The organism is Streptosporangium sp. NPDC006007 (assembly GCF_040614315.1).
Lineage (GTDB): Bacteria > Actinomycetota > Actinomycetes > Streptosporangiales > Streptosporangiaceae > Streptosporangium.
The window spans coordinates 25396-49991 of the sequence record NZ_JBEXUG010000029.1; the positions used below are offsets into that span (position 1 = coordinate 25396).

Consider the following 24596-nt stretch of genomic DNA (forward strand, 5'->3'; position numbering starts at 1 on the left):
GAGGAAGCAGCACGTGAACGACCCCAAGGTCCCGATCGGCCCGGTGGACGGTTCGAAGGTCCCACGCTACGCGGGGTTCGCCACCTTCGCCCGGCTGCCCCGTCGTGACGAGGTGGCCTCGGCCGACATCGCCGTGCTCGGCGTGCCGTTCGACACCGGAGTGTCCTACCGGCCGGGCGCGCGGTTCGGCCCCGCCGCGATCCGCGAGGGCAGCAGGCTGCTGCGCCCGTACCATCCCGGGCTCGACGTGTCACCGTTCGCCGTGCAGCAGGTGGCCGACTACGGCGACGTGGCGGTCAACCCGTTCGACATCGGGGAGGCCCTGGCCACGGTCGAGTCCGCCGCCGACGCGGTGCTCGCCGAAGGCGCCCGGCTGATGACCATCGGCGGTGACCACACGCTCGCCCTGCCGCTGCTGCGCAGCGTGGTCAAGGCGCACGGCCCGGTGGCGCTGCTGCACTTCGACGCCCACCTGGACACCTGGGACACCTACTTCGGCGCCCCGCACACTCACGGCACGCCGTTCCGCCGCGCCGCGGAGGAGGGACTTCTGGACCGTTCCCGCCTCACCCACGTGGGGATTCGCGGCCCGCTCTACGCCAAGCGGGACCTCCAGGACGACGCCGCCTTCGGCTTCGGCATCGTCTCCTCGACCGACGTCGCCGAGTACGGGGTGGCCGCCGTGATCGAGGGCATCCGGGAGCGGGTGGGCGACGCGCCCCTGTACGTCTCCATCGACATCGACGTGCTCGACCCGGCGCACGCGCCGGGCACGGGCACCCCCGAGGCCGGCGGGCTGACCAGCCGCGAGCTGCTCATGATCCTGCGGGGGCTGGCCGGGGCGAAGATCGTCTCCGCCGACCTCGTCGAGGTCGCACCCGCCTACGACCACGCCGAGCTCACCACCGTCGCGGCCTCGCACGTCGCCTACGAACTCATCTCCCTCATGGCTCTCAGCAAGCCGTGAACACTCACCAGCACGGAGAAGACCCCATGAACCACACCGACAGCGGCGGCACGGCCCAGGAGAGCCGGGTCGCCCCCGCGTTCGCCTGGTCACCCAGGGGCTGGCCGTCCGAGCGGGCCCACACCGAGCCCGGCGCCACCGAGGTCTGGAGCTACACCGACCGGTTCTCCTACCTGCCCGGCGAGACCGTCGACCTCCACCTCAGCTCCACCGCGGCCGAGTTCTCCTTGGAGATCATCCGCGACGGCGCGGAACCGGAGACGGTGTTCCGGCGCGACGGCCTGACCAGCGAGGCGTACCCCACGCCCGACGACGCCTACGCGAACGGGTGCGACTGGCCCGTGGGCCTGTCACTGGAGATCCCCCAGGACTGGCGTTCGGGCTTCTACCTGGTCGTGGTCTCCGCCCGCGCCCCCGAGGGGGAGCTGTGGGAGCGCGAGCACTTCTTCGTCGTCAAGGCCCCGAGGGGGCGTCGCAAGGACATGGCGCTCGTCCTGACGACGAGCACCATGCTCGCCTACAACGACTGGGGCGGCGCCAACCACTACCGCGGCCTGGGCGACGACCCGCGCAACGACGCCGGCTCGCCGGTGTCGTCCACCCGGCGCCCGATCGCCCGCGGCATGCTGCGCAAGCCCGCCGGGGTGCCGCGCGAATGCCACACCCACACCCCGGGCATCGGGTGGGTCCCGCGCTACCCCGCGTACGAGTGGGCCCGGCTGTCCGGTTACAGCCGCCACCACTCCGACGCCGGTTGGGCGACGTACGAACGGCCCTTCGTGCTCTGGGCCGAGCGGGCCGGGTACGAGTTCGACTACCTGGTCCAGCACGACCTCCACCAGGACCCGGCGGCGCTCGACGAGTACCACTGCGTCGTGGTCGTCGGCCACGACGAGTACTGGTCCTGGCGCATGCGCGACGCGATCGACGCCTTCGTCATACTCGCCGGCCGCGTGGCCCTCGTCGACGAGCACGGCGACCGCGTGGAATTCGGGCCGGGCGAGGCGTTCCACGTACCCCAGGGCTTCCGCGGCGACTGGGTGACCGTGGAACCGACCATCAAAGTGTTTGTGGCAGTCTCGAAGTAGCCCCTGACCAGGTCGGGAGCCGGCCGGAAAGATCGGCTGCGAGGGACTTCGGACGGTCGTGCCATGCCAGTGACGCTCAAAACCTTCGTCGACAGGTTCGGCCTGCGCGTCCTCGCCGGGGAGAGCCTGACGGACCGGCGGGTGCGCTGGGTGCACGTCAGCGAGCTGTCGGATCCGTCGCCGTACCTCCGCGGCGGCGAGTTGCTCCTCCTCGCCGGCACCAACCTCCTCGACACGCCCGACCGCTGGGCGGCCTACGCGCGGGCCCTGTCCGACGCCGGGGTCAGCGGGGTGGGTTTCGGCGTGGCACCCGTCCACGACACCGTTCCCCCCTCGCTCGTGGACGCCTGCCGCGCCCACGACCTCCCGCTCCTGGAGATCCCGCCCACCCTGCCCTTCGAATCGGTCGGAGAGCTGCTCCACGCCGAGATGCTCGCCGGCGAGATGGCGACGATGAGACGCCTCACGGAGGCGCAGCGTGATCTCACCGGTGCGGCGACCGGTCCGAGCGCGCTGCGCACCACGCTGCGACGCCTCGCCTCGCACGTCGACGGCTGGGCCCTCATGGTCGACCGGAACCGCGACCGCTCGTGGTCCGGCGGCAGCCCCCGGCTCGACGAGGCGGCTCGCACCGCCCTGAACCGCGTCTGCGCGGGGACGGGTCCGGCCAGCGCGAGCGTGACCGCCTCCGACCAGCATGTCCTGGTGCACTGGATCCCCGGGCCGCTGCCGTCCGGCTACGCGCTGGCCGTCGGCACCCAGGCCCCTCTGGACATGACCGGCCGGGCCGTGGTCGCCGTCGCGGCCTCCGTCCTGCCGCTGCTGCTGACCGCCCCCGCCGACTCCTGGGCGACCGGCGAGATCGCCGCCCTCGTGGTCGACGCGGCCCTGTCACCGGACCAGGACCTCGGCGAGGGCGCCGCCAGGCTGCTCAAGACGGCCGAGGACCGGTGGCGGGTCGTCCACTGCCTTCCCTCGCCCACCGGGCAGCGGGATCACCCGGCCGACGGGCGGGCCGCCGCGTCCCTCCTGCACACCCCGTTCGTCTCCGTCACCCCGGGGACCGTCCTGGCGATCTGCCCGGCCGAGGTCGATCTCGGCACGATACTGCCGGAGGTGCGGCGCACCGGCTGGCTCTCCGGCGCCAGCCGGGTGTACCCGTGGGCCGGGCTGCGGACGGCCGCGCGGGAGGCCGCGGGCGCGGCACGTCTCGCGGTGCGGCGCGGCGCGCCGGTCCGGGCGGACGACGCGCCCGCCGGGATCTTCGCCGTGGTCGACCCCGAGACCTCCCACGCCTGGGCCGAGAGCGTGCTGCGCTCGCTGCGCGCCGGGCGTACCGGCGACGACGCCGACCTCCTGACGACCCTGCGCGCCTGGCTCGCCCAGCACGGCAACTGGGACCGCACCGCGAACGATCTCGGCATCCACCGCAACTCCGTGCGCAACCGCATCTCCCAGATCTCCCGGCTGCTGGGCCGGGACCTGGGAGACGCCCACACGCGCATGGAGCTGTGGTTCGCCCTGCACTGGGCCGAAGAGCCCCCGGCACCATGAAACCGTCCCTGATCAGGTTCTTTCATCCAGTGCCGGCATCGACGGTGTGCGAAGGATCCACTCGTCTCACTGAGATACCTGCCTTAGCGTCCTGTCAACCGGCGAATGAACGCGAGGCAGTGGCTCGTGACGCCCGCGCCGAAGACGTACGTCCTGATCGCACCGACCGGTGCTCGTCGAAAGTGGCAGCAACATGAGCACAACCACCCCACCCGCACCTCGGGCGGACGCAGGGCCGCTCGCCCGGGATGCCATGGGTGTCCGGGACCTCGTCCTCACCGTCCTGGCCGCGCTCGCGCCGCTCACCCTCATCGTCGCCGTGGCTCCCCTGCACTTCATGAAGGGCGGCAGCGCGGTCCCCGGCGCGTACCTGGTCGCCGGCGCCGTCATGGCCCTGTTCGCCGTCGGCTTCATGGCCATGAGCCGCTACGTCCGCAACGCCGGCGCCTTCTACGCCACCGTCACCCGCGGCATCGGCCGCCCCGCGGGCGCCGGCGCCGCGCTCCTGGCCCTGGTGGCCTACAACGCCCTGCAGATCAGCACGTACGGGGCCATCGGCCTGTACGCCCGCGACACGGTCAACCACTACTTCGGCCTCGACCTCCCCTGGTGGTCCTACGCCCTGGTCGCCCTGGTCCTGGTCGCCTGGCTCGGATTCCGAGGCATCCACGCCAGTGCCCGGGTGCTCGGCGTCGTCCTCGTCCTGGAAGTGCTCGTCCTGGTGATCCTCGCCGGCTACGTCCTGGCCAAGGGCGGCCCCCAGGGGTTCACCCTCACCTCCTTCGACCCGGGCAACGTCCTGCGCCCGGAGAACGGCGCGATGTTCGCCCTCGTCTTCGGCGCCTTCATGGGCTTCGAGTCCACGGCGATCTTCAGCGAGGAGGCCAGGGGCGGGGCCTCCACCGTGCGGCGCGCGACCTACGTCGCCGTCGCCTTCATCGCCCTGTTCTACGCCTTCATCACCTGGATCGTGGTGACCGCCTACGGCCCGTCACAGATCGGCGACGCGGCGAACGCCGATCCGGTCAACCTCGTGTCCTCCCTCTTCGGCTCGTACACGCCCGGCCCGTTCACCGACATCATGCAGATCCTGCTGCTGGGCAGCGCCTTCGCGGCGCTGCTGGCCCTGCACAACGCCACCAACCGCTACTTCTACGCGATGGGGCGATCCGAGCTGCTCCCCGGCGTGCTCGGCCGTACCCACCCGGTGCGCAAGTCGCCGTGGGTCGCGGGCCTCGTCCAGTCCGCCATCGCCCTGATCGTCGTCGCCGGCTGCGCCGTCACCGGCGTGGACCCGTACCTCGGGCTGCTCGGCGGCGGCAGCGCCCTCGGCTTCGTCGGCATCATCGGCCTGTGGGCGCTCTGCTGCGCCGCGGTCATCCGGTACCTGCGCGCCAACGCCTCGCAGGTCGGGCTCTGGAGCAGCACCGTCGCACCGGGGCTCGGCCTGATCGGCCTGCTCACGGTGCTGATGCTGGTGCTGACGAACTTCTCCCTGCTGAGCGGCATGGACACGACCATGAACGCCGTGCTGCTCGGGCTCGCCGCGGCGGGACTGCTCGGTGGCCCGCTGCTCGCGCTGCGGCTGCGCCGCCGCCGGCCGCGGGCGTACGACCGCCTGACCGAGATCGGGGAGGAGGACCGGGACGGCACCCCCGTCCCGGCGGCCTCTCCCGGTCCCTGACCCTGGGAGCACCATGCGACCGCACCAGCACGACGCCCCGGCGGGTTACCTGCCGGTGGACCTGTCCGGCGTGAGCAACGCCGGGCGGGCCGTCCTGGACGACCCCGGCTCCGTCCAGCTCGGCGAGCGCGCGCTACACGGCATCCCGTTCCACTTCGGCGACGCCGGCCACCCGGACAGGCCCGCCTTCGTCGACGCGGCTCCCGGCTCCTCCCCGGTGCGGGTCCGGATCGACCGGCGGGCCCACTGGCTGATCTTCGCCCACGCGCTCCTCGACTCGGACCTGTTCGACGGCGGGCCCATCGGCCAGACCTACGCCGAGTACGTCATCCACTACGCGGACGGCACGAGCGCGCGCACCGCGGTACGCCAGCGCTTCGAGATCGGGCCGCCCCCCCGGGACTGGCCCGATCGCGCGATCCCGCTCGACTGGGGCCAGACGCCCTTCCTGGCACTGCCCGACAGCCGGCACGAGCTGATGCACCGGACCCACGGCCGCTACGACGCGGCCGGCGCGCGGTACGTCGACATCGACGATCCGCAGGCCCGCTCGCCGTACGTCCTGCCGTACCGGTTCTACCTGTGGCCCTGGCGCAACCCCCACCCCGGCCGCGTGATCGCGAGCCTGGAGATCCGGCCCCTGGCCACCGGGGTGCTGGTCGGCGCGCTCACCACCAGCGACCTGGACGAGGACCCGTTCGGCCGCACGGTCGCCCAGAACGTCCTGCTCAGGGTCGAGGGCACACCGGTCGACGAGAACCTCGCGGTGGACCTCGACCGCGGCCTGGCCACGTACGCGTACCGGGTCGTCGACGACTCCGGCGACACGGCGCACGACACCGTCGGCTGGGGCGGCGACGCCCGCGCCCGCGACGACATGGCCTACGTCCGCGTCACGGCCGTGCCCTCGGCGACACTGACCGTGCGCGACGGCGAGCGGGTCCTCGGCCGCTGCGTGTGGGGCGACCTGCTCACGGCGGGCCGGCTCGACGTGGGCGCGGGCGTGACACTGGAGCTCACCGAGACCGGCCGCGCCTGGGTGCGGACGACCGTCGTGGACGACGAGACCGGCGAGCCCATACCGTGCCGCGCGCACTTCCACACCCTCGACGGCATACCCGTCGCCCCGTACGGCCACCACGCGCACATCAACTCCGACGGCAACACCTGGAACCTCGACATAGGCGGCGACGTCCGGCTCGGCGCCAAGACCTACGCCTACGTCGACGGTTCCTGCGAGGGCTGGCTGCCGCTCGGCGAGATCGTCGCCGAGGTCGCCCGCGGCTTCGAGTACCGCCCCGTGCGCGAGGTCGTCACGGTCGAACCCGGGCAGCGCGAGCTCGTCCTGCGCCTCCGCCGTATCGCGGACATGCCCGCGCGCGGCTACTTCAGCGGGGACACGCACGTGCACTTCGTCTCCACCCTGGGGGCGGAGATGGAGGCGCGCGGCGAGGACGTGCACGTCGTCAACCTGCTGCTCAGCCAGTGGGGCCATCTCTACACCAACATCGAGGACTTCACCGGGCGGCCGCACACCTCCGCGGACGGCGGCACGGTCGTGTTCGCCGGGCAGGAGAACCGCACGAACATGCTCGGGCACATCAACCTGCTGGGGTTGCGCCACCCGATCATGCCGTGGAGCACGGGCGGCGCTGAGGAGTCCGACCTCGGCGGCGGCCTGGAGACGACACTGTCCCGATGGGCCGACGAGTGCCACGCCCAGGGCGGCACGGTGGTTCTCGCCCACTTCCCGGTGCCCAACGGGGAGGCCGCCGCCCTGCTGGCGACCGGCCGCCTGGACGCGGTGGAGATGATCGCCTACGACCCGTACAACATCCAGGAGTACTACCGCTACCTCAACTGCGGCTACCGCATCCCCCTGGTCGGCGGCACCGACAAGATGAGCAGCGAGGTGCCCATCGGCCTCATCCGCACCTACGTGCGCATCGCCGGGCGGGACCTCGACTACTGGGCGTGGTGTGACGGGATCCGTGACGGCGACACGTTCGTCACCAGCGGGCCGCTGGTGACCTTCACCGTGAACGGCCGCCCGGCCGGGGCCCAGCTCGCCGTCTCCCCCGGCGACCGGGTCCTCGTCGAGGCGGACGTGGAGTCCATCTTCGACGTGGACCGGCTGGAGGTCGTGGCCAACGGCGCCGTCGTCGCCACGCACCGGGCCGCCGCGCCGGCGCGGCGCCTGCGCCTGACCGCCGAGGTGGAGGTCACGGAGGACACCTGGCTGGCGGCCCGTACGTACGGGCCCGGTGACCAGGTCAGCCGCCACCACGACGTGTGGCGCCGCCCCATCATGGCGCACACGTCACCGGTGTACGTCACCGTGGGGGAGGGCTACGACCGGTTCGACGCCGAGACCGCGCGGTACATGCTCACCCTCGTCGACGGGGCCACCGAGCACATCGTCGAACGGAGCCGCCGATTCTGGCCCGGCCAGGTCCACCACCGGCACGGGCAGAAGGATCATCTGGCGTTCCTGCTGGCACCGCTTGAGGAGGCGCGGACCGCGATCACGGACCGCCTGCGGCGGCACTCCGGCTCCCCGCGGCGGCCATGACACCGTGCCGCGTCCCGCCCCGGCCGGGTCTAGTCTCACGGTTGTGACGACCAGGAACTCGCACTGCTCCTTCTGCGGTAAGCCCTTCGCCCCCGGCCAGGCGTGGCCTCGGACCTGCTCCGGCTGTGGGAACACCTGCTACCTCAACCCACTGCCGGTCGCGGTGATGGTGCTGCCGGTGGACGACGGCCTGCTGGTGGTCCGCCGTGACGTGGAACCGCACCGCGGCGGGCTCGCGCTGCCCGGCGGCTTCATCGACGTGGGCGAGTCCTGGCAGCGGGCGGCCGTCCGGGAACTTCACGAGGAGACGGGTGTCGTCGTCGACGCCGGCGACGTGCGGCTCCTCGACGTGCTCAGCGCCCCCGACGGCACCGTACTGATCTTCGCCCTGGGGCCGCGGATCGGCTCGGCCGCCCTCCCGCCGGTCGTGGCCACCGCCGAGACGACGGAGTGGCTGCTGATCGACGGGCCTCGGGAACTGGCCTTCCCACTGCACACCCGGATCGTGGCGGAGTACTTCAGCCACGCGGGCGCCGCTCACCCGGTGCGCCCCGGGCAGGCGCGCTGATCGCGGCAACCCGCGGTCGTGTCGGCACGGCCGGCAACGCCCGGTCGGCCCGACCGCGAAGTACGATCGATCAATGACCGAAATGACCGAAACCACGCCCGGCTGGCTCACTCCCGAAGAGATGGAGTCGGCCCGTGCCCGGATGCCGATCCTCTACGTCGACGCCGTACCGGTCCGGGTCGACGACACCGGAGTGGTCACCCACGTCGGCCTGCTGCTGCGCATCGGATCGGACGGAGCGGTCAGCCGTGCCCTCGTCTCCGGCCGCGTGCTTCACCGGGAGCGCGTCCGGGACGCGCTCATGCGCCACCTGGAGAAGGATCTCGGCCCGGTGGCCCTGCCCCGTGTCCCGGCCTCCCCCCAGCCGTTCACCATCGCCGAGTACTTTCCGGCGGAGGGCGTCACGCCGTACCACGACCCCCGGCAGCACGCGGTGTCCCTCGCCTATGTCGTCCCGGTCGCGGGTGACTGCCGTCCCCGGCAGGACGCCCTCGATCTTGTCTGGTTCACACCGCGGGAGGCCGCGTCCCCGATGGTGCAGCAGGAGATGTCCGGTGGGCAGGGCGTCTTGCTGAAGCAGGCCCTCGCACACGTCGGCTGCCTCTCCTGACCTCCACGGCGGCGCGGTCCCGGCGAACGCCGCGTGGAACAGGGGGCGTCGCCACCACCGGCCCCGGCGGCACAGGCCGGTCCGGCACCCACATCATGATCGACTAAAGCGGGCGGAAGCGCTCGGACATCGACCACTCCGGCTCCGCGACCTCGGAGGAGACTCCGGTTGAGCGTCCTCACGCGGAGTTTCGGGCGTAACACAAGACAGACAAGTTCGGCTCACCCCTTGGCAAATCATGTTACCTATGGCAATCATAAAGTCACTTTAGGTAACGACAAGGGAGTGTGACCCCCTGAAAGAGAGCCAGTCGATGTCGACAGCACTCGGTTCGGCCATGCCCGCGGAGCTGGTGGACGCGGGAGCGCCCAGGCCGAGTCACGACCTCAGAGTGCCGGCCGACCTGGTCGCGACGGCCGAGCACGGACTGACCGCCGGCGGCCGGCCCCGCAAGCGAGTGCTGATCATCGGGGGCGGCATGGCCGGCCTGGTCGCCGCCTACGAGCTGATGCGCCAGGGCCACGAGCCCGTCGTCCTGGAGGCCCAGCAGCGGGTCGGCGGACGCGTGCTCACCCTGCGCGGTTTCGCGCCCGGCCTGTACGCCGAGGCGGGCGCGATGCGGATCCCGCGCGTGCACGACCTCACGCTGGCCTACTGCGAACGGTTCGGGCTGACCCTGCGCCCGTTCGTCATGGGCAACCCCAACACCCTGGCGTACATCCAGGGCGTCAGGACCACGATCAAGGAGCTGAACGGCAACCCTGAGATCATCGACTTCGGGCTGGCCGAGCACGAGCGCGGCCGCACCTACGAGGATCTGTGGCGCAGCGCCACGCAGGAGATCCACGACCTGTACGCGCAGGAGGGCGAGAACGCGCTCGACCGCATCTGCACCGAGTACGACCGCTACTCCATCCGCAGCTTCCTGCGCGAGCGCGGCTTCTCCGAGGGGGCCATCGAGCTGTACGGCGTCATGAGCTTCCGGGAGGCCAACCTCAACGCGGCGGTCATCGAGCAGTTCCGCGAGATCATCGGGCGGGCGTTCGAGGACATGCAGGAGATCGAGGGCGGCACCGACCGGTTGCCGACCGCCTTCTACCACGAGCTCAGGAGGCACGTCCGGTTCGGCCACGAGGTCACCGCCATCGAGCAGGACGACCACTCGGTCACCTTGCACGTCAGAACGGGCTCGGGCAAGACGACGCTCACCGGCGACTACGCCATCTGCACGGTTCCGTTCTCGGTGCTGCGCGACATCGAGACCAGGCCCGCCTTCTCGCGCCGCAAGCAGCGCGCCATCCGCGAGCTGAACTACAACGCCTCCACCAAGATCCTATTCCAGGTGCGGCGGCCGTTCTGGGAGCGGACCGACGGCATCGTCGGCGGCACCACGGTCACCGACCTGCCGATCCGGCGCATCTGCTACCCCTCGCACCCCGCTCCCGACGAGGAGCGCTCAATCCTGCTGGCCAGCTACACCTGGGGGCAGGACGCCCTGCGATGGGGCGCGATGTCGTCGCAGAAACGGGTCGAGCAGGCGCTTGAGGACGTCGCCAAGATCCACCCTGAGATTCACGATCACTTCGAGTTCGGCGTCACGCACGCCTGGTACGACGACCCCTACGCGGCCGGCGCCTTCGCCCTGTTCGAGCCGCACCAGCAGACCAGCCTGCACGACGCGATCATCACGCCGGAGGGCCGCGTGCACTTCGCCGGCGAACACTGCTCGCTGTGGCACGCGTGGATCGAGGGCGCGCTGGAGTCCGGGCTCAGCGCGGCCCGAGCCGTACACGAGGCGGGCTGACCGGCGGCGGACCGACCGGCGGCGCGTGTCAGGAGCGGGCGTGTGAGGGGCACGCCCGCTCTGCGTGGGCGAGCACCTCAGGAACGGGTGTGTCAGAAGCACGCCCGCTCGGCGTAGGTGGACACCTCAGGAGCGGGCGTATCAGGAGCGCGCCCGCTCGGCGTAGCGGCGCAGCCGGGCCGCGGCCTCGGCCAGATCGGCGACGGCCGCGGCACAGGCGGCGAGGTGGGCGTTCACCGCCTCGCGCAGCCACGGTGGCGCGACGCCGCCGGCCTCCAGCCCGGCCTCGATCGCACGCAGACGTTCGGCACACTCGGCGAGCGCGCGGGCATCGGACTGCAGGACCGCGGCGTGGCCGACGATCCCTTCGGGTACGGCGGGCATCCGGTCCTCCGGTCAGCGGGCCAGGCAGGTCAGGTGGATCAGGTAGGCAGACAGGTCAGGTGGGTTAGGTGAATCAGCGGATCAGGCAGCCGGGCGGATCAGGCGGATAAGCGGACCAGACAGCCGGGCGGTCGCGGTCAGGCGGATCGGATGGTCGAGCGGGTGGGCGGGTAGGCGGTTGGGGGGTGGATGGATGGGGGTCACGTGGTCAGGACTGGGACGCATGCGTCCCGGAGTGTCTGGCGGGCGGTGGCCGACAGGCAGAGCAGCGGGCGGGCGCCGTCGAGACCCAGCTCGCGGAGCTGACGGGCCAGCGGATGAGCCGTCCGCCCGATGGTCAACCGCACCCGTGGCGCCGGATGCACCCGTCCCAGGCCGCGGGTCCGCACGCATGAGCGCAGCGTGCTGTCCGCGTGGCGTGCGTAGCCGACCAGGTCGCGGTCGCTCGCGGGCAACCCGGGGCCGAGAGGCCCGCACAGCGTGAGCAGCCGGTCGTCGAGGTCGCCGACCACGATGCGCGCGGCCCTGGCGGTGAGCTCGAACTCCAGGGGCGCCAGGTACGGCTCGCCGCCCCACAGCTGCGGCGCCACGGCGGAGACGGCGTCGGTGTCGACCACGGAGCCGGTCAGGAAGCTGCCCGAGCGCCGCCGCTCGGCGCCCCGCAGCAGGTCGGGCCAGACACGCGGCGACCCGGGCCGCCACGGATCGGGCACGACGATCCCGAGGTGGAACTCCCGGTAGTCGCCCAGACTGGTCCGCCGGTTCCAGGAGGTGTGCACGGCGACGAGAGCGCGACCCGCGACCCGCACGGCGGGGCCGAGGCCGGTCCCTTCGAGCAGGGCGGCCGTCGCGGCCGGGTCCACGGCGAAGTACGCCGTGAGGGCGCTGCCGTCCTGGCACTTGATCGGCAGCTCGACCGTTCCCCGCGGGGTGTCCACCGGGTAGGTGGACACGGTGAGAAATGGGAAACCCTCGGGGTAGGGGACGCGGTCGAACAGCTGGTAGGCCTGCGCACGCACCACCGGGCCCCGGTAGGGCGTGAGCCGCCCGTCGATCTGGTCACGGGCCTCGGGCAGGTCGTCGGCGATGTTGGCGATGTAGTGCTCGATGCTGTGGCAGAGCGGGAACAGGTGGGTGGAGTCGAAGTAGTCCACCACGTACCAGTCGGGATGCAGGTCGAAGCAGCCGCCCGCGCCCTGCCCGTCGAGGGTGGGGATGATGTCGTGCTGGTTGGTGACGACCGCGACCCAGGTGCGCGGGTCGGCGGGTCTCTTGAAGTCGACGGGCGAACCGACGGCGACGGCGTGGGTGACGGTGTAACGGTCGCAGAACCCCGCGTCCTGCGCCAGGTTCATGATGGCGGCGCCGCCCGCGCTGTGCCCGATGAGGGCGAGCTCCGCCCCCTGGGGCAGGCCGTAGTCGCCGACGGCCTTGGCCAGGGCGCGACTGTAGGGGTTGCTGTCCAGGACGGCGCTGCTGAAGGCGCCGAGCAGGTCCTGGGGCGAGTCGTTGTCGGGCCGCCCCGCCCGCATGCCGGGCACCTGGACGACGTGGCGCACCACCCCGTCTGGGCCCTTGACGCTCTGGATGAGCATCCGCCCCGTGGTGCCGACCGCGCTGATGTTGCGCAGGAAGCCGAGCAGCGACCCCTCCGTGCTCAGTCGCGCGGACTCGGCGGCGGCCAGGTCGGTGCGGCGCGCGGCCCCCTCCCCCGTGTCGAGGACCGCGACGGCCCTGTTGCTCACGCCGGTGATCGGGTCGGCGGTGGCGTAACCTCCTCCGGTCGCGATCAACCAGGCGGCGTCGTCGTTGAGCGGGTTCTCGTCCAGCAGGGCCCGCAGGGCGAGAACCTCGCCGAAGACCGGAGCGAGTCCGCTGAGCGTGCGCACCGCACCGCGGTCCTTGAGCAGGGCGCGCAGCGCGCGGATGGCCGCCAGGTCGCGGTCGGCGGCGGTCGCCTCGATGAGCCGGCCCAGCATGGGGTCGCCGGTCAGTTCGGGGTGGTCGAGGGCGACGGCGGCGATGCGCAGCCGGAGCGAGGTGGTCAGGACCCGTACGGCCAGGCTCTCCGCGCCCAGCATGGTGCCGAGCTTGGCCATCAGGGTGCCCAGCCGTCCGCCGGCGAGCGCGTATCCGAACCCCTGACCGTTCGTGACCGCGCGCAACAGTGCGCGCTGGGCGAGGCAGCCCGCCGCGGGGGCGCGCGGCAGGGCGCCGAGCGTGGCGACGTCGGTGAGTGCGGCCGTGGTGTGGGCGGCCGCTTCATGGATCGTGATCCCGATGTCGACCAGCTCGCGGGCCGCGGCGCGTAGCAGCCCGGCGACGGGGTCGGTCTCCCCGCTCACGGCTCCGCCCGCCGGCTCATGCTGACGAAGCGGGGGTGCGGGTCCTCCGGGATGTTGCGGTGCAGCACGTCCGAGAGCGTCCGGGTGGCCGCGATGATCCGCAGCCCGTGCGGGGAGAAGGTCTCGGCGTTGAACACCCGCGGGGCCAGCAGCGGGTTGGTCAGCGCCTGGGAGAAGGCGTCGATGGCGATGATCTTCGTCAGCAGCGGCGGCAGCATGGCGTCGGGGGCTCCCGGCTCCTCGGCGAACAGGCCGACGTACAGGTCGAGGTCGTCGACACCGCGGTAGAGCTCGCGCAGCGCGCCGCTGACCCTCTGGTCGCCGGAGACCTGCTCGAAGCCACGCACCCGGGGGAAACCGCAGTGCTCGCGGTAGCTGTTGTAGGGGGCCAGGTCGAGGACGCGCGAGTCGGTGACGCTGGCCACGTCCACCTCCCGCAGGAGGGGGTCGGTGTTGAACAGGCCGATGCGGCCGGCGCGCTGGCGGGAGGCGTCCTCGAAGAGCCGGCCGAGGCCGGGCTCGGGGATCAGGGCGCCGCCGATCAGGGTCTGTGCCATCGGCAGGTCGCGGTCGCCCACCGACAGGTGGGAGGGGATCAGGCTGTGCCAGCGGTAGACCAGGTTGAACTCCACCGAGGCCCAGTTCTCGCGGTGCCAGGGGGCGCGGGCCAGCATCGCCGACAGTCGCGAGTCCAGGGTGAAGCGGAAGTGATAGGGCGTGATGTGGTTGACGTACTCCTCGACCACCAGCTTGATGAGCAGCACGATGAGGATGTTCCGCGCCGTCTGGAACAGGCGCTCGTCGTCCCAGCGTGGATGGTGCCCGGCCAGCAGGCGGGCCACCCTGTTGTGCTCGCGCAGGAACAGCACGGTGAGCATGGTGAAGCCGATCTGGGTGTTGCCCCGGTCGCTGCCGATCGCGAACAGGGTGTCGCGCCGCGCGTCGGTGAGCTCGGCGAAGCGAATCACACTCAGCGGGGCGAACTCCGGTTTGATCTTGCCGTTCTCGCAGAGGTGGGGCGGGAACTCTCCGCCGTTGATGAGCCGGCTCTTGAGCCGCCCGCCGTCGAACGTGCGCAGGGCGGCCGTTGCCGCCCTGTGGAGGCCGTAGAGCTGGTTCAGGTCGATGTGGTGGTTGGAGCTGTTCTTACGGGGGTCACGCGGGATGTTGGTGTCGCCGCGGAGGAAGCCGTCGGTGAACCACTGGGCGAAGTAGGCGAACAGCACGGTGGAGCGGGGGCAGGGGATCATGGTGTCGCCGCGGGTGAACAGGTCGGCGGCACGCTCGGGGGTGGGCCGGCCCTCGGCACCGGCGACCGGCGGCACATGCCGGCCGCTGTAGGTGCGGTCGGTCAGCGAGTCCCACGAGGTGTAGTCGGCCATGGTGCTCAGCGGTTCGGGCCGTGAGGGCATCTCGCGGACCGCCTGATCGATCAGCGAGGCGTTGAGGCGGCGCCGCAACGGCTGGATGGCCTGCACCAGGTCCCAGAACGGCCGTCCGCCGGTCAGGGCCAGAAACTTGAGCCGGTTGGCGGCCCCGTCCGTGGCGATGCTCCGCGCCTTCGGTCCGCCCGCCGTCGTCACGCCTCCCGCCCTTCGGCGCCGAGGCCGAGGACGAACCGGTCGGGGAAGATCCCGTTCGAGCGGACGAGCTCCCCTTCCGGCGGAGGAAGCAGGCGCACGCCGGGGCGGAGCAGCAGGCGGCGTACGGTTTCGCAGACGACGACCCTGGCGGGATGCACGCCGAGACAGGCGTGGTGACCGTGACCGAAGAACAGCCGGTGGTGGCCGGGCCGGTCCGGGCGGAACTCGTCCGGCTCCGCCACCACGTCCGCGTCGAACATGGCCGAGGCCGGCGCGGCGAGCACGACCGTGCCCGCGGGGATCACCGTGCGGCGCGGGGTGCCTGCGGCCAGGACGTGGTCGCGCTCACAGAGCCGGGGAAGCAGCTTGAAAAACGGGTTGAACCGCAGCGCCTCCCAGACGTAACGGTCGAAGCGCGCGGGATCGGGGTCGGCCGCGGCCAGGGCGGCCTGTGCCAGCGCCCGCGGGCGGAGCAGGAGCTGCTCGACCGCCTCGGCCATGGCTCCGGGGCCGCTCTCCACGAACCCGAGGGGCAGCCCGGCCATGTTGATCACGATGCGCTCGTCGTCGACGGCCGTCCCGGCGGGCAGGGTGGTGCCGGCGAGACGGGCGAAGACGTCGTCGGGCGCGTCCTGGCCGGCCCGTACCGCGGCTCTGCGTTCGGCGAGCCGGTCGCGCAGGTGGGCGATCATCTCCGCGCCGGCGCGGACCGACGCGGCCTGGATCTCCGGGTCGCCCGAGAAGTTGGCGAAGCCGTCGACGACCACCGCCCGGGTCCACCGGGAAAGGGTCTGCGGGTCGGGCCCGGGGAAGCCGAAGTATTTCGCGCACACGCCCAGGGCGACGTGGCGGAACAGCCCGTGGACCGCCTCGATACGGCCGTGCGGCCAGGCGGCGTCGAGTGCCTCGTCGGCGATGCGGCCGGCCAGCTCGCGCACGTCGGCCGCGTCGCCGGGGGCGAGCATGACCTGCATCAACCCCTTGTCCCGCCAGTTCATCGGGGTGGCGTCCCTGGCGAGCATGAACGGCCCGCCCAGCGCGGCGTCCAGGCGCGGGCCGAAGGCTCGGACCGTGAAGACCTCCTCGTGGGAGAGCACCTCGACGACGTCGGCGAATCGGGTCACGACCGTGAAGGCGGGCGTGACGAAGATCGGCTGTCGCTCGCGGAGCTCGGCGAACAGGGCACGCCAGCCGGTGCGCATCCACTCACGGACGAGACCCGACGCGGACATCGGGTCGCGGGCCAGGGCCTCGCCGTATCTCTCCAGACGGCCGCGCGTGGTCACCTGATCGACAGCACCCATGCCGTGGGCCTTTCCGTCTGAAACCGGAACGAATATAGATCGTCACGTTGTGTAGCCACAATCTAGGTGCGCGATACATCATTCCTCGATGGCTACCGTATGGATTGTTTTGCTTCCTCTAAGTGATGACTCCGTCACTCGGAAGCCATAGCCGTGCCCTGGGGACGCGGCCGTTGAATGAGGAGCCGAATCGTCTTCGCCGAGTACGCGACCGATCACAGGGAGGTAGCGTGACCTCGCCACCCGTTCCGCAGCCGGGCTCGGGCACAGCGGAGACGGTGACGGTCACCACCGGCCGCCGCACCGTGTACCTGGTCATCCTCGTGGTGCTCCCGGTGCTGTTGCCGGCGCTCGCCGTGCCCGCCCTCTGGGGGTGGGGCATCGGTCCGCGCGACGTGGTCATCGCGGTGGTGATGTACCTGGTCAGCATCTTCGGGATCGCCATCGGCTACCACCGGCTCTTCACCCACCGGGCCTTCAGGTGCCACAGGCCGCTGCGCATCGCGCTCATGCTGGCCGGCGGTATGGCGGTCGAGGGCCCGGTCTCGCTCTGGGCGGCCGAGCACCGCCGCCACCACAAGTACGCCGACCGCGCCGGCGACCCGCACTCTCCGTGGCGTTACGGCGACGGCTGCCTGGCGTTGCTGCGCGGCATGGCGCACGCCCACATCGGCTGGTTCTACACCGCGCGTCACCGCTCCAGCCGCCGGCACTGGGTGCCGGACCTGCTGGCCGATCCGGACGTACGGCGGTTCGACGCCGCCTACCCGGCCGTCGCGGCGCTGTCGTTCGCGCTGCCCACCGCGGTGGGCGGGCTGTGGTCGATGTCGTGGGCGGGCGCGTGGACCGCCCTCTTCTGGGGTGGCCTGGTCCGCTACGCCGTGGTGCACCATGTCACGTGGTCGGTGAACTCCATCGCGCACACCTTCGGTGAGCGCCCGTTCCGGACCAGGGACCGCTCGTCGAACGTGCGGTGGGTGGCGATGCTGACGCTCGGCGAGGGCTGGCACAACTGGCACCACGTGGAGCCGACGTGCGCCCGGCACGGGGTGCTCAAGGGCCAGCTCGACCCGAGCGCCCGGCTGATCCGCTGGTTCGAGCGGGCACGCTGGGCGTACGGCGTGCACTGGCCGGCCCCCGACCGCCTGGCCGCCCGCCGCATCGGCCGGGGCGACCCACCCGCCTGACGACCGCCTGGCCACCGGACCCACAACGCCGGACCCACGGTGCCTGGCCCACAACGCCGGACCCAGGGTGCCGGACCCAGGGTGCCTGGGCCCCGAGACGCCAAGCCCAGGGTGCCGGGACGCCGGGAGCCGTGGAGCGCTGGTCCCGCATCCCGCGCGTGACCCCGATCGACCTCGGGCGACCGCCCGCAGCGCTGGATCTCGCATGGCGTCCACCTCGGGACGGTGCCGCACGCGCGGAAAACAGGGCTAGTAGAGCTTGGACAGGATCATGTGGAAGGCGTGCTGGACGTGGGTGATGGTGATCTCCTGCGCCCGGAGCTCGTCACGCTCCCCCAGCGCGACGACGAGTTCCTCGTGCTGCTGGTCGGACGTCGCCAGGTCGGCGGCGTCGTAGAGGGCCGCCACCCGGTTGTTGAAGTAGAAGAGCCTGTTGCGTTCGATCAGGTCGGTGAGGCGGGAATTGCCGGCCGCCTCGACGATCCGGCCGTGGAAGGTCGAGTTGTATCTCACCCGCTCCTCCGCGGAGTGGGTCGCGATCAAGGGCGCGTGCCGGTGGATGTCGGCGATCTCGGTGAGCTCGGCCTCGGTGGCGCGCTGGCAGGCGAGACGGGCGGCGTAGCCCTCCTGCGCCGCCCGCACCTCGTATATCTCGCGCACCTCGTCGACGGTGTGCTCGTAGACCACCCACCGGCGGCGGCGCGACACGATCAGCCCATCCGCCGCGAGTCGCAGCAGCGACTCGCGGACGGGGGTACGGCTGACGTCCAGCCACTCGGCCAGCTCCGTCTCGACGAGCGATTCGTTCGGCCGCAGCCGGCCGTACAGGATTTCCTCCCGAAGCCGGGTGTAGACCTCGTCGGAGGTGCGCGTAAGAATGCCTGGTCTCCCCGTGTCCGCACTCACCCGGACCATCTCCATCGTTCGTCGCCTGCCCGCGATGTGGGCAGATGAGGTTATCGCGTCAGTACACCGGCCGCTGCGCATCGCCGTCCAGAGCCGCCTGCCAGGGGGCGACCGGGGGTGTCTCCGTCATCAGGTCAGAGACCGGTACGTCCAGGTAGAGAGGTGTCCGGTCGGTTTTCGCCCGCTGTAGAGCGTCCGCCAATTCGTCGAGCGAGGTGACCCGGGCCGCCGGGAGCCCGCTGGCCTGAGCGACGAGAACGGCATCGGTCGGGCCGGGATCCACACCGAAGTATCGCTCACCCTCGTACAGATGTTGCAGCATCTTGATCCAGCCGAGGCTGTAGTTGGTGAGCTGAATGAAGATGATCGGCAGGCCGAACCGGGCGACGGTCTCCAGTTCGCCGCAGGACATCGCGAAGCTTCCGTCCGCGGTGATGGACAGGATCGGCTCGCCCGGCCGGGCGAACGCCGCCCCGACCGCCGCGGGGATGGCGTATCCCATCGGGCCGTGCCCGCGCGGGACGATCACCGACCGGCCGGGCCCGTCGACGTCCCAGTACGAGGCCACGTTGGGGGTGGGGGTGCCCGGGTCGGCGATGACCAGGCAGTCGCCCATGACCTCCTTGGCGACCTGCACCACCTGGCGGGGCGACAGCCGGGGGACGCTGAGGGCGCGGGTGGCCGCGTCCGGCGGGGCCGGTCGCCAGGCGGCGCGCTCGGCGGCGACCCACGCTCGCCGCTCCTCGCGGCCTTGGGCGTCGACCTCGGGCAGCGCGGCGGTGAGCTGTTCCAGGACGGTGCGCGCGTCTCCGGTCAGCCGGATGGCGTCGGGGAAGTTGCGGCCGGTGCGCTCGGCGCAGACATCGACGGCGATGACCGTCGGGCCGGTCCGAGCCGGCCCGGTCCAGCTGTTGGTGTCGGTGGCGTTGGCCCGGGTGCCCACCAGCAGGACCGTGTCCGCCTCGCGGAGATAGGCGTTGGCGTACTCGCGGGCGCCGTTGGCGCCGACGACGCCGAGCAGCCAGGGGTGCGCGTCCGACAATGCCCCCTTGCCGTGGATGCTGGTCCCGACCGGGATGCCGCCGGCCTCGGCCAGCTCGGCCAGCGCCTGCCAGGCCTGGGAGACGTGCACGCCTGAGCCGGCGAGGACGGCCGGTCGGCGGGCCCGCGCCAGCGCCCGCGCCGCGGCCGTCACCGACTCCTGCTCGGCCGCCGGCCGGTCGGCCGGCAGGTCGCCTGAGGTCTCGGCCGGGAACGCCTCCGGCGCCACCCGCACCGGCTCGTCGAGCACGTTCTCAGGGAAGATCAGCGCGACCGGCGCCGGCCGGCCGGACACCGCCTGCCGCAGCGCCTCGGCCACCGCGCCCGGGATGTCGGCCGGGTCCTCCACGGTCCGACACCACTTGGTGACCGCGGAGAACAGCTTGGTCTGGTCGATCTCGGTCAGCGCCCCGGTGCCGCGGCTGGAGACGTGGATGTCGGAGGTGATCAGCAGGATCGGCACCGAGGCGGCGAACGACTCGCCCAGGCCGCCGACGACATAGGTGGTGCCGCCGCCGCTGGACACCTCGACCACGCCGACCCGGTTGGTCACCCGCGCATACGCGTCGGCCATCGCGGCGGCGTGCCGCTCGTCGCGGCCGAGGACGTGCCGTACGGCCCCGGTGCGGTGGTACAGGGCGTCGTACAGGCCGACCCCCGTGTCCCCGGGCACCCCGAAGATCGTGTCGACTCCGGCCCGGTTCAGGCATTCGACCAGCAACTGGGCCGCGGTGCCGCTGAAGGGTGAGGTGCGGGGGTCCGGCGCGTCGGTGTGCGGGTCAACCATCGGCGGGGTAGTGGTCACGGCCCGTCCTTCGTCGTGGGAGAAATTCTCGACAGCTCTTGTATACCAGCTTGTATCCTCGTACGCTACCTCGCATACCGAGCTCGGAGTAGAGCGAGGTACGAGGGAGGGCACTGTGCCGGAGTTCGCCATTCAGAGTGCTGATCTGTCCCGCAGGGGCCTGCTGCGACTCGCCGGCCTGGTCGGAGCGGGCGCCGTCGGCCTGGTCACGACCGGCTGCGGCGCGTCGGGTTCCGAGGCGGGATCCAAGGACGCCACCAAGCTGACCATGTTCGTGTGGGCGGCGGGCCAAGACCGCGTGCCCAGGGACGTGATCGCCGAGCTGTTGAAGACCCACAAGGACCTGACGGTCGAGTTCATCGTGGGCACCAACGCGGAGACCTATCCGAAGCTGGTCGCCTCCGCGCAGATCGACCGCAGCCGCCCCCTGCTGAACCTGGGGTTCTTCAACCCCGACGCGTTCGCGAAGGGCGCCAAGGCCGATCTGTGGGAGCGGGTCGACGAGACCACGGTGCCCAACGTCGGAAAGGTGCTCCCGGCCTACCGGACCGCGAACGGGCTGGGCGCCTACATGGTGATGGACGCGATGGGAATCCTCTACAACACCAAGGCGCTGCCCAAACCGCCCACGTCCTGGCACGACCTGCTCGACCCGAGATACCGGGGCAAGGTCGCCGTCTGGGACGCGCCGTCGTTCGCGCTCAACGGCCTGGCGCTGCTGGCGAAACTGTCCGGCGGGTCCGAGGCCGACATGGGACCGGGGCTGCGGCTGTTCGCGGAGGCCGCGCGGAAGAAGCACTTCCGCGCGCTGTACAAGTCCCTGGACGAGCAGCGCAAGATGCTCGCCTCCGGCGACATCGTGCTGACCCTCGGCTTCCAGGGTACGGCGCGGCCGTGGATCGACGCCGGTGACCCGATCGGCTTCGCCGCCCCCAAGGAGGGCGTCCTGGCCTTCCCCGAAGGCTTCCAGATCGTCAAGGGCAGCAGCCCGGCGCAGCTGACCGCGGCCCGCGCGGCGATGAACGCGATGTTCGACCCCTCCGCGGTGACCCGATACGCCGCCGGGACCGGCACGATCCCGCTCGTCCAGGGGGCCACCCTGGATCCGAAGTACGAATCGATCCCGACGTATCAGCTGTCGACCGTCGAGTCGGCGATCCAGCTCGACTGGGGCACCCTGGCCAACGCCACCACCACGTACACCGATGCCTGGAACCGCGAGGTCAAGGCCCACCTGTAAGGCATCAGCGGACCGGAGAGAGAATCCATGACCGTCGAGGAACGGCTGAACGTGACCGTCGAGGAACGACTGACCGTCTCGTGCCGGCGACTGTGCAAGCGGTTCGCCGACGTCATCGTCGTCGACCACGTCGACCTCGACATCCGCAGTGGAGAGTTCTTCTCGCTGCTGGGCCCGAGCGGCTGCGGGAAGACCACCACGCTGCGGATGCTCGCCGGGCTGGAGCAACCCAGCTCCGGCACCATCCGGCTGGGCGGCCAGGACATCACCCACGTGCCGGCGCACCGGAGGGCCACCAACCTGGTCTTCCAGCAGGGCGCGCTGTTCCCGCACCTGACGGTCGCGGAGAACGTCGAGTTCGGGCTGCGCGCCGAACGGCTGAGCCAGGCGGAGACCAGGAAGCGGGCGAACGCGATGCTCGACCTGGTCGGTCTCGCGCACCTGCGAGACCGCCGCCCCGCCCAGCTGTCGGGCGGCCAGGCACAGCGGATCGCGATCGCCCGCGCCCTGGTGAAACGCCCTCCGGTGCTGCTGCTCGACGAGCCGCTCTCCGCGCTGGACCTCAAGCTGCAGGTGCACATGCGACGGGAGTTGAAGAACCTGCAGCGCGAGCTGGGCACCACCTTCGTGTGCGTGACGCACAACCAGACCGAGGCCCTGGAGATGTCCGACCGCCTCGCGGTCATGAACGGCGGCCGCATCGAACAGGTCGGTACCGGCCCGGAGATATACCTGCGACCGGCCACCAGGTTCGTCGCCTCGTTCATCGGTGAGGCGAACTTCATCGACGGGCGGGTCCGGCCGGGCACCGGCGACCGGGTGGTCCTCGACGCCGGGGGCTTCACGGTCGAGACCGGCCGGGGCGACGTCCCGGCCGGGCCCGGCGACCAGGCGGCGGTCATGGTGCGGCCGGAGTCCATCGAACTCCACACCGGCGAGCCGGCGAGACCGGCGGCGCCGAACCAGGCCCTCGGCACGGTCACCGACCTGCTCTACCTCGGCAACACCACGCGATATCTGGTCGAGCTGGCCGGCGGGGTCGGCGTGACCGTGGACACCCGCCCGACGCTCCACCCGATCCAGACCGGTACCCCGGTGACCGCGAGCTGGCCGGCGGACGCCGCGGTGCTGCTCCCCGCCGAGCGGGAGTCCTCCGATGGCCACTGATCTCGACGCCCCCGGGGCCACCCCGCCCCGAGCCACCGCGCCCGGGCGGCGTGCCCGGCGGAGCCGGACCGGAACACCGTACGCCCTGATCACACCCGCCGTGGCGTATCTGCTGCTGGTGTTCGTCACGGCGATGCTGCTCGTGGTGTCCTACAGCCTGCGGCACGAGTCCACGGCGGCGCTGGTGGCCCCGGTGGACATGTCGACCTGGGCCGGATACCTGACGGACGGCTACTACTGGGGGGTTCTGGGCACCACCCTGCGAATCGCGCTGGAAGTCGTCGTCCTCACCCTGCTCGTCGCGTACCCCACCGCGTGGCTGCTGTCGCGCATGCGGCGCGGGGTGCGGTTCGCGGCGGCGGTGCTGGTGCTGTTCTCGCCGGTGCTCGTCTCCGTGGTCGTGCGCTCCTACGGATGGATCCTGCTGCTGGCCGACAACGGGCCGATCGCCGCGGTGTCGCCGGTGGACCTGCTCTACCACGAGGCGGGCGTGGTCATCGCGCTCGTCCACGTCGAGCTGCCGTTCGCGGTGTTCCCGCTCATGACGGTCATGGCCGGCCTGCCCGACCGTGTCCTTGAGGCCGCCGCCGACCTGGGCGCCGGCCCCGTCCGACGCTTCCTGCGTGTCGTGCTGCCGCTGACCCTGCCCGGTGTGGTGGCCGCCGCGCAGATCGTGTTCGCGCTCTCCATCAGCGCCTTCGCGACCCCCGCCCTGCTCGGCGGTGGCCGGGTGCAGGTGCTCTCCGAACTCATCTACGCCAACATCGCCGAGCTCAACTGGCCGCTCGCGGCCGTTCAGGCCCTGGTGCTGCTGGCCGTCTCGCTGACCGTGCTGGCCACCTTCAACGTCCTCAACCGGCGGGTCGAGGCCAGCCGGCGGGAGGGGACACGATGACATTGGGAAAGGACGCGATGGGAGCGAGGCGGGGCGCGACGAGACCGGGGAGGAACGCGGTGAGAGCGGGGCGGTGGCTGGCCGGGGTGTGGTTGACCGCGGTGCTCGGGTTCGTGCTGGCACCGCTCGTGGTCGTGCTCGTCGGCTCGTTCAGCACCGCCGGTGGCCGGATCTTCCCGCCCGACGGCCTGACCCTCCGATGGTACGGCGAGGTCTTCCGGCATGAGCCGTTCCGTACCGGCCTGGTCAACTCCCTGCTCGTAGCCGGGGTGGCGACGGCGCTCGCGCTGTCCGTCGGCACCGCCGCCGCGTACGCCATCGACCGGTACCGGTTCCCGGGGCGTACCGCGCTCCGTGCCCTGTTCATCGCCCCGCTGTCGGTGCCCCGGATCGTCATCGGCTTCGCGCTGTTCGTGCTCATCGTGACGCTCACCCCGCGGTTCTACGGATCCATCGCCGGTGTGGCGCTCGCCCACGGGCTCATCCTGCTGCCGTTCGTGGTCTCCATCGTCGGCGCGGCGCTCTCCGGCCTCGACCCCGCCCTTGAGGAGGCGGGCCGAGACCTCGGCTTCGGCCCGCTGGCGACCTTCCGCAGGGTGACCCTGCCGCAGTTGCGCATCGGGCTCACCACGGCCGGCGTGTTCGCCTTCGTCACCTCGTTCGACGAGGTCGACACCTCGATCTTCCTGATCCGCCCCGGGCAATCCACCCTACCCATCGAAATGTTCCTGTACCTGGAGCAGTCGCAGGACCCGACCCTGGCCGCGCTGTCGGCGATCCTCATCGGATTCTCCGTGGTCGCGGTCGCGCTACTGGTCGCGGTCGCCGGCTTCGGCGGCCTGCTGCGTGCGCTCGGTAACGGCACCCGACGCTGAAAGGACTCACCATGCAC

Annotated in this window: 19 protein-coding genes; 13 read left to right on the forward strand and 6 right to left on the reverse strand. The window is 71.5% G+C overall.

What is annotated here, in order from left to right; genetic code table 11:
* Positions 1 to 13: 13 nt before the first annotated feature.
* From speB to ABZ194_RS21490, 8 genes are all read left to right on the forward strand, one after another.
* Positions 14 to 967, forward strand: coding sequence for an agmatinase (gene speB / locus ABZ194_RS21455; protein ID WP_355598755.1), 954 nt, complete (start codon positions 14 to 16; stop codon positions 965 to 967).
* 26 nt (positions 968 to 993) lie between these two features.
* Positions 994 to 2055, forward strand: a complete 1062-nt coding sequence (locus ABZ194_RS21460) for a N,N-dimethylformamidase beta subunit family domain-containing protein (RefSeq protein ID WP_355598756.1) — start codon at positions 994 to 996, stop codon at positions 2053 to 2055.
* Between the two features lie 63 nt (positions 2056 to 2118).
* A complete protein-coding gene (locus ABZ194_RS21465; RefSeq protein WP_355598757.1) occupies positions 2119 to 3609 on the forward strand; it encodes a PucR family transcriptional regulator in 1491 nt (496 codons plus the stop codon).
* A 253-nt stretch (positions 3610 to 3862) separates the two neighbouring features.
* Positions 3863 to 5293 carry an APC family permease gene (locus ABZ194_RS21470; RefSeq protein ID WP_355598758.1) on the forward strand — a complete coding sequence of 477 codons (1431 nt, stop codon included), beginning with the start codon at positions 3863 to 3865 and terminating at the stop codon, positions 5291 to 5293.
* A gap of 13 nt (positions 5294 to 5306) precedes the next feature.
* Positions 5307 to 7865, forward strand: a complete 2559-nt coding sequence (locus tag ABZ194_RS21475) for a CehA/McbA family metallohydrolase (RefSeq protein WP_355598759.1) — start codon at positions 5307 to 5309, stop codon at positions 7863 to 7865.
* 43 nt (positions 7866 to 7908) lie between these two features.
* Complete coding sequence (locus tag ABZ194_RS21480; protein WP_355598760.1) at positions 7909 to 8433, forward strand: NUDIX domain-containing protein; 525 nt, start codon at positions 7909 to 7911, stop codon at positions 8431 to 8433.
* Positions 8434 to 8506: 73 nt separating this feature from the next.
* Positions 8507 to 9043, forward strand: coding sequence for an NUDIX hydrolase family protein (locus ABZ194_RS21485; protein ID WP_355598761.1), 537 nt, complete (start codon positions 8507 to 8509; stop codon positions 9041 to 9043).
* A gap of 313 nt (positions 9044 to 9356) precedes the next feature.
* Positions 9357 to 10847: a flavin monoamine oxidase family protein gene (locus tag ABZ194_RS21490; RefSeq protein ID WP_355598762.1), complete on the forward strand. Its 1491-nt coding sequence runs from the start codon at positions 9357 to 9359 to the stop codon at positions 10845 to 10847.
* 141 nt (positions 10848 to 10988) lie between these two features.
* Here ABZ194_RS21490 and ABZ194_RS21495 read toward each other — a convergent pair whose 3' ends face one another.
* The 4 genes from ABZ194_RS21495 to ABZ194_RS21510 all read right to left on the reverse strand — a co-directional run bounded on the left by ABZ194_RS21495 (position 10989) and on the right by ABZ194_RS21510 (position 16463).
* Positions 10989 to 11231, reverse strand: a complete 243-nt coding sequence (locus ABZ194_RS21495; RefSeq protein ID WP_355598763.1) for a hypothetical protein — start codon at positions 11229 to 11231, stop codon at positions 10989 to 10991.
* Between the two features lie 200 nt (positions 11232 to 11431).
* Positions 11432 to 13576: a hypothetical protein gene (locus tag ABZ194_RS21500; RefSeq protein ID WP_355598764.1), complete on the reverse strand. Its 2145-nt coding sequence runs from the start codon at positions 13574 to 13576 to the stop codon at positions 11432 to 11434.
* Complete coding sequence (locus ABZ194_RS21505; RefSeq protein ID WP_355598765.1) at positions 13573 to 15159, reverse strand: peroxidase family protein; 1587 nt, start codon at positions 15157 to 15159, stop codon at positions 13573 to 13575. Before ABZ194_RS21505 ends, ABZ194_RS21500 begins: the two co-directional genes overlap by 4 nt.
* On the reverse strand, positions 15156 to 16463 hold the full coding sequence (locus ABZ194_RS21510; RefSeq protein ID WP_355598766.1) for a cytochrome P450: 1308 nt from the start codon (positions 16461 to 16463) through the stop codon (positions 15156 to 15158). Before ABZ194_RS21510 ends, ABZ194_RS21505 begins: the two co-directional genes overlap by 4 nt.
* 230 nt (positions 16464 to 16693) lie before the next feature.
* Between ABZ194_RS21510 and ABZ194_RS21515 the strand changes: the two genes are divergently transcribed.
* A complete protein-coding gene (locus tag ABZ194_RS21515; protein ID WP_355598767.1) occupies positions 16694 to 17650 on the forward strand; it encodes an acyl-CoA desaturase in 957 nt (318 codons plus the stop codon).
* A gap of 249 nt (positions 17651 to 17899) precedes the next feature.
* On the opposite strand, the gene ABZ194_RS21520 is transcribed toward ABZ194_RS21515, so the two are convergent.
* Both ABZ194_RS21520 and ABZ194_RS21525 read right to left on the reverse strand, forming a co-directional pair.
* Complete coding sequence (locus tag ABZ194_RS21520) at positions 17900 to 18556, reverse strand: GntR family transcriptional regulator (RefSeq protein WP_355598768.1); 657 nt, start codon at positions 18554 to 18556, stop codon at positions 17900 to 17902.
* A gap of 58 nt (positions 18557 to 18614) precedes the next feature.
* Positions 18615 to 20402, reverse strand: a complete 1788-nt coding sequence (locus tag ABZ194_RS21525) for a thiamine pyrophosphate-binding protein (RefSeq protein ID WP_355598769.1) — start codon at positions 20400 to 20402, stop codon at positions 18615 to 18617.
* A gap of 115 nt (positions 20403 to 20517) precedes the next feature.
* On the opposite strand from ABZ194_RS21525, the gene ABZ194_RS21530 reads away from it, so the two are divergent.
* From ABZ194_RS21530 to ABZ194_RS21545, 4 genes are read left to right on the forward strand one after another with little or no spacing between them, the layout of a single operon-like run.
* Entirely contained in the window at positions 20518 to 21642 is a 1125-nt protein-coding gene (locus ABZ194_RS21530; RefSeq protein WP_355598770.1) for an extracellular solute-binding protein, read from the forward strand.
* A gap of 27 nt (positions 21643 to 21669) precedes the next feature.
* Positions 21670 to 22809 (forward strand): ABC transporter ATP-binding protein, encoded by a 1140-nt coding sequence (locus ABZ194_RS21535; RefSeq protein WP_355598771.1) that lies wholly within the window; start codon positions 21670 to 21672, stop codon positions 22807 to 22809.
* Complete coding sequence (locus tag ABZ194_RS21540) at positions 22799 to 23704, forward strand: ABC transporter permease (protein WP_355598772.1); 906 nt, start codon at positions 22799 to 22801, stop codon at positions 23702 to 23704. The genes ABZ194_RS21535 and ABZ194_RS21540 overlap by 11 nt, the downstream gene beginning before the upstream one ends.
* Positions 23705 to 23763: 59 nt before the next feature.
* Positions 23764 to 24579, forward strand: coding sequence for an ABC transporter permease (locus tag ABZ194_RS21545; RefSeq protein ID WP_355598773.1), 816 nt, complete (start codon positions 23764 to 23766; stop codon positions 24577 to 24579).
* Positions 24580 to 24596: the final 17 nt, after the last annotated feature.

What these genes read in the sequence shown, in the direction of transcription:
- ABZ194_RS21510 (WP_355598766.1), bottom strand. Translation starts at nt 16,463, where the DNA reads ATGGGTGCTGTCGATCAGGTGACCACGCGCGGCCGTCTGGAGAGATAC.
- ABZ194_RS21475 (WP_355598759.1), top strand. Translation starts at nt 5,307, where the DNA reads ATGCGACCGCACCAGCACGACGCCCCGGCGGGTTACCTGCCGGTGGAC.
- ABZ194_RS21485 (WP_355598761.1), top strand. Translation starts at nt 8,507, where the DNA reads ATGACCGAAATGACCGAAACCACGCCCGGCTGGCTCACTCCCGAAGAG.
- ABZ194_RS21460 (WP_355598756.1), top strand. Translation starts at nt 994, where the DNA reads ATGAACCACACCGACAGCGGCGGCACGGCCCAGGAGAGCCGGGTCGCC.
- ABZ194_RS21540 (WP_355598772.1), top strand. Translation starts at nt 22,799, where the DNA reads ATGGCCACTGATCTCGACGCCCCCGGGGCCACCCCGCCCCGAGCCACC.
- ABZ194_RS21535 (WP_355598771.1), top strand. Translation starts at nt 21,670, where the DNA reads ATGACCGTCGAGGAACGGCTGAACGTGACCGTCGAGGAACGACTGACC.
- ABZ194_RS21470 (WP_355598758.1), top strand. Translation starts at nt 3,863, where the DNA reads ATGGGTGTCCGGGACCTCGTCCTCACCGTCCTGGCCGCGCTCGCGCCG.
- ABZ194_RS21465 (WP_355598757.1), top strand. Translation starts at nt 2,119, where the DNA reads ATGCCAGTGACGCTCAAAACCTTCGTCGACAGGTTCGGCCTGCGCGTC.
- ABZ194_RS21490 (WP_355598762.1), top strand. Translation starts at nt 9,357, where the DNA reads ATGTCGACAGCACTCGGTTCGGCCATGCCCGCGGAGCTGGTGGACGCG.
- ABZ194_RS21495 (WP_355598763.1), bottom strand. Translation starts at nt 11,231, where the DNA reads ATGCCCGCCGTACCCGAAGGGATCGTCGGCCACGCCGCGGTCCTGCAG.